Genomic DNA, 4,395 nt, shown 5'->3' with positions numbered 1-4,395 from the left:
CGCGCCTAGCGCACCCCGCGCAGCCCGCGTGCCATCCGCCCGCCCGCCCGCCCACCCACCGCCGTGGCACGCGGGGCCCGATCTTGGCGTCATGGTTCGGACATGTGGAGGGTTGTTCGGCGTGTCGGGGCCTGATTCACCGAACAACCCTCCACATGCCGTGATCTTGGCCGGGATTGCGGGTGGTTCAGGGCGCGGAGGCGAGGTCCTCGCCGAGGTAGGCCTGGCGGACGCGGTCGTCGGCGAGCAGGCTGGACGCGGTACCGGCAAGAACGACCTCGCCGGTTTCCAGGACGTAGCCACGTCCGGCGATCCGCAGGGCCGAGGCCGCGTTCTGTTCGACCAGCAGGACGGCGACGCCGTCCCGGTTGATCTCGGTGATGACCTCGAAGATGGTCTGGACGACCATGGGGGCCAGGCCCATCGACGGTTCGTCGAGCAGGACCAAGCGCGGGCGGCTCATCAGGGCCCGGCCGATCGCGAGCATCTGCTGCTCGCCGCCGGACAGGGTGCCGCCGGCCTGGCTGATGCGTTCGGACAGGCGGGGGAACAGCGCGAACACCCGGTCGAGGTCCTCGCGGGTGTGCCGGCGGTCGCGGTAGGCGCCCATCAGCAGGTTCTCCCGCACACTCATGCTGGGAAAGACGCGGCGTCCCTCGGGGACGTGGCTGACCCCGAGCGCCACCAGGTCGTGCGCGGCAATGGTCGACAGTGCACGGCCGTCCAGATGCACCTCCCCGGCGCGGGGACGTAGCAGGCCGGAGATGGTGCGCAGGGTGGTGGTCTTGCCGGCACCGTTCGCGCCCAGCAGGGTGACGATCTCGCCCTCGTCCACCTGGAGGCTGACTCCGCGCAGGGCGGTGACCGCCCCGTAGGCAACCTCGACGTCGGCCAGCGACAGCAACATCAGCCCAGCTCCTTGCGGTTTCGCGGCCCGGCGCCACCCGATCCGGTACCGGTACCGGATCGGGTGGCGGAGCCAGGGCCGGATCCGGCGTCCGCACCGGCGCCGAGGTAGGCCTCGATGACGGCGGGGTCGCGTTGCACCTCGGACGGTGGGCCGTAGGCGATCATCCGGCCGAAGTTGAGCACGGCCACCGAGGTCGCCAGCGACATCACCAGGCCCATGTCGTGTTCGATCAGCAAGACGGAGACGCCGGTGCCGGCGATGCGGGTGATGAGCCCGGCCAGGTCGCGCTTCTCCGCCGGGTTGGTGCCGGCGGCGGGTTCGTCCAGCAGGAGCAGACGCGGGTCGGTGCCGAGCGCCCGGGCGATCTCGAGGCGGCGTTGCTCGCCGTAGGGCAGGGAGGCGGCCTGCTCGTGGGTGCGGTGGCCGAGGCCGACGAGGTCGAGCAGATCGGCGGCGCGGCGGACACCGTCACGTTCGGCCCGGCGGGCGTGCGGCAGACCGAGCACGGCGGACAGCGGACCGTACTTCTGGCGCACCTCGGTGCCGATCTGCACGTTCTCCAGCGCCGACAGTGCGGGGAACAGCCGGATGTTCTGGAAGGTGCGGGCGACACCGAGTCGGGTGATGGCGTGCGGGCGGCGACCGACGAGTTCGGCGGGCTGCCCGGGCTGCGGCCAGAAGGTCACCGAGCCCTGTTGCGGCCGGTAGGCACCGGTCAGACAGTTGAACAGGGACGTCTTGCCGGCCCCGTTCGGCCCGATGACGGCGAGGATCTCCCCGCGTCGCTGGCGCAGCGAGACACCGTCGAGGCTGGTCACGCCGCCGAACCGCAGCGACAGGTCACGGGCCTCGACCACCGGGTCCCCCGACTCGCCACCCGCGCGCTCCACCACGGACGGACGCCGCGCGCCCGGCACGGCGTGCCCCCCGGCATCGCTGCCACCAGCACCACCGCTGTCACCGCCGCCGCGGGCGCCGGCCCGATGGGAGCCGCCGCGGCTCACGAGCGGGCCCCGGTCGGGGCGACGCCGAGCGCGTCGGCCGCGCCGACCCCGGCCTCGGACAGTTCGATCTCGCGGCGGCGGCGCCGGGACGGCACCAACCCCTGCGGACGGAAGATCATCATGGTCACGATGACAGCCCCGAAATAGATGTAGCGGTCCGCGGGGGCAACCTTGTCCCGCAGGTAGAAGGCGAGCCCCTGCAACACGACCGCGCCGACGACCACGCCCAGGCGCGAGCCCATCCCGCCGAAGATGACCACGGCGACGACGAAGAACGAGGCCTGCAGGCTGAAGCTCTGCGGGTTGAAGAACTGCTTGGACGCGAACAGCACCCCGGCGAACCCGGACACCGACGCGCCGATCGCGAACGCGAGCAGCTTCAGCCGCAGCGTCGCCACACCGGTCGCCTCGGCGGCGATCTCGTCCTCGCGGATGGCAGCCCAGGACCGGCCGATCCGGGAGCGTTCCAGCCGGCCGAAGGCGATCATCACGAGCACGACGATGGCGAGCAGCAGGTAGTAGTAGGGCAGCGGATCGATACCCCACCGGTAGTCGATCCCGAGCAGGTGGATCGACAGATGCGGGACACCGAACGCGCCGCGGGCACCGTTGGTGATGCCGTCGGCGTTGTTCGCGAGCAGGTGGATGATCTCGCCGAAGCCGAGGGTGACGATGGCGAGGTAGTCGCCGCGCAGCCGCAGCGTCGGCGCGCCGAGGATGATCCCGGCGAGCGCGGCGAGCAGCAGCGCGATCGGGAAGACGAAGAACGGGTTGAGCGTGAACGGGGCGTGCCAGGGCATCGCGGTCTGCGAGGTGAAGTAGGCCGTGGCGTACGCGCCGATGGCGAAGAACGCGATGTAGCCGAGGTCGAGCAGGCCGGCGTAGCCGACGACGACGTTCAGGCCGAGCGCGAGCAGCGCGTAGATGCCGATGTCGTTGACCATCGACTGCTGGGCGGCGGTGGAGAACAGCATCGGGGCGATGATCGCGGCGGCGAGCAGCACGAGGTTCAGCACGATCGGACCGCCACGGCGCCCGTAGGCGGCGCCGACCGGCCCCCGCACCGGCGTGGCCAGCCGGACGACCAGCGCCCGCAGCTCCCCGCCGAGCACCACGACCAGCCACAACGCGACGGCGAGCACGAGGAACAGGACGATCCGCGGATCGACGATCGCGTCCCGGGCGGCCTGCAGCGGATGGTCGGAGTCACCGGTCGGCCCGGTGACCACCGCGGCGAGCAGGCCGAGCAGCACCAGAACGCCCAGCTGGCGCAGCCGGGCCGGCGAGAACAGCTGCGTCGGATGCCACGGCGGTCGCACCGTCCGCGGTGCCCCCGCGGACCGGCGCGGCGAGGACGAATCCGGCGAGGACGGGGATCCGGCCGACGGCGCGGGCTGGCCGGGCACGGTCGGGCCGCTCATGCCGCGCGCCCGAGGCGCTCGCCGAGCAGGCCGGACGGTCGGATCATCAGGATCGCCACCAGGACGAGAAAGGCGATGACGTCCTTGTAGGACGCCTGGAACAGGTACCCACCGTAGCTCTCGACCAGGCCGAGCAGCAGGCCGCCGAGCATCGCGCCGCGGACGTTGCCGATGCCGCCGAGGACGGCGGCGGTGAACGCCTTCACCCCGGGCACGAAGCCCATGCTGTACGACGCGTTGAACGTCATCGCATACAGGAACCCGCCGGCGCCGGCGAGCAGACCGCCGACGACGAAGGTGACGATGATGATCCGTTCGACGTTGACGCCCATCAGCACGGCGGTGTCGGCGTCCTGGGCGACGGCCCGGATGCCCTGGCCGAGGCGGGTGCCGGCGACGAGCCGGTCGAGGCCGACGAGCATCGCGATCGCGACGGCGAAGATGACCAGCGACTGGGTGGAGACGTCGGCACCGAACAGGGTGAACACGGTGCCGTTGTGGAACAGGTCCGGCAGATCCACGTTCTGGCGGCCGAACTCCTTGCCGGCGAGGTTCACCGCGAACAGGGACGCCCCGATCGCGCTGATCAGGTAGGCGAGCCGGGGCGCCGAGCGGCGCCGCAGCGGCCGGTAGGCGACCCGTTCGAGGGTGAACGCGGCCAGCGCCCCGCACAGCGCGCCGACGCCGAGCCCGACGGCAACCAGGTACACCGACTGGAACCCGCCGGGCACCCCGCTCTCGGGCAGCAGCGCCCGCGCGGCGAACAGCCCGCCGAAGGAGCCCAGCATGAACACCTCGCTGTGCGCAAAGTTGATCAGCTGGAGCACCCCGTACACCAGGGTGTAGCCGAGCGCGATGACGGCATACAGCGAACCGACCATCAGGCCGTCGATGGTCAGTTGCCAGAACTGGTCGAAGAAACCCATGCGTCACGCCTCGTTCGTCGCGTCTCGGATCGGCCGGAATCGTCCGTCACATGGCCTGGGGGGGGGGGGGGGGGGGGGGGGGGGGGGGGGGGGGGGGGGCGGCGGGGGGGGGGGGGGGGGGGGGGGGGGGGGGG

At 71.9% G+C, this 4,395-nt stretch carries 4 protein-coding genes; all 4 read right to left on the bottom strand.

Annotated features, from left to right (window positions below; translation table 11 throughout):
• Positions 1-187: 187 nt before the first annotated feature.
• Positions 188-907, bottom strand: a complete 720-nt coding sequence (locus tag ND747_RS20095; protein WP_251735387.1) for an ABC transporter ATP-binding protein — start codon at positions 905-907, stop codon at positions 188-190.
• Positions 907-1,827 (bottom strand): ABC transporter ATP-binding protein, encoded by a 921-nt coding sequence (locus ND747_RS20090; protein ID WP_251735388.1) that lies wholly within the window; start codon positions 1,825-1,827, stop codon positions 907-909. Before ND747_RS20090 ends, ND747_RS20095 begins: the two co-directional genes overlap by 1 nt.
• 83 nt (positions 1,828-1,910) lie before the next feature.
• Positions 1,911-3,335 carry a branched-chain amino acid ABC transporter permease gene (locus tag ND747_RS20085; RefSeq protein WP_251735385.1) on the bottom strand — a complete coding sequence of 475 codons (1,425 nt, stop codon included), beginning with the start codon at positions 3,333-3,335 and terminating at the stop codon, positions 1,911-1,913.
• On the bottom strand, positions 3,332-4,261 hold the full coding sequence (locus ND747_RS20080) for a branched-chain amino acid ABC transporter permease (RefSeq protein ID WP_251735384.1): 930 nt from the start codon (positions 4,259-4,261) through the stop codon (positions 3,332-3,334). Before ND747_RS20080 ends, ND747_RS20085 begins: the two co-directional genes overlap by 4 nt.
• Positions 4,262-4,395 lie beyond the last annotated feature (134 nt).

Source organism: Frankia sp. R82 (assembly GCF_023716925.1).
Lineage (GTDB): Bacteria > Actinomycetota > Actinomycetes > Frankiales > Frankiaceae > Frankia.
This window is presented reverse-complemented; position numbering and strand designations above follow the sequence as displayed.

Bases quoted from the DNA above. Each gene is read 5' to 3' on its own strand.
- ND747_RS20080 (WP_251735384.1), bottom strand. From the start codon at position 4,261: ATGGGTTTCTTCGACCAGTTCTGGCAACTGACCATCGACGGCCTGATG.
- ND747_RS20095 (WP_251735387.1), bottom strand. From the start codon at position 907: ATGTTGCTGTCGCTGGCCGACGTCGAGGTTGCCTACGGGGCGGTCACC.
- ND747_RS20085 (WP_251735385.1), bottom strand. From the start codon at position 3,335: ATGAGCGGCCCGACCGTGCCCGGCCAGCCCGCGCCGTCGGCCGGATCC.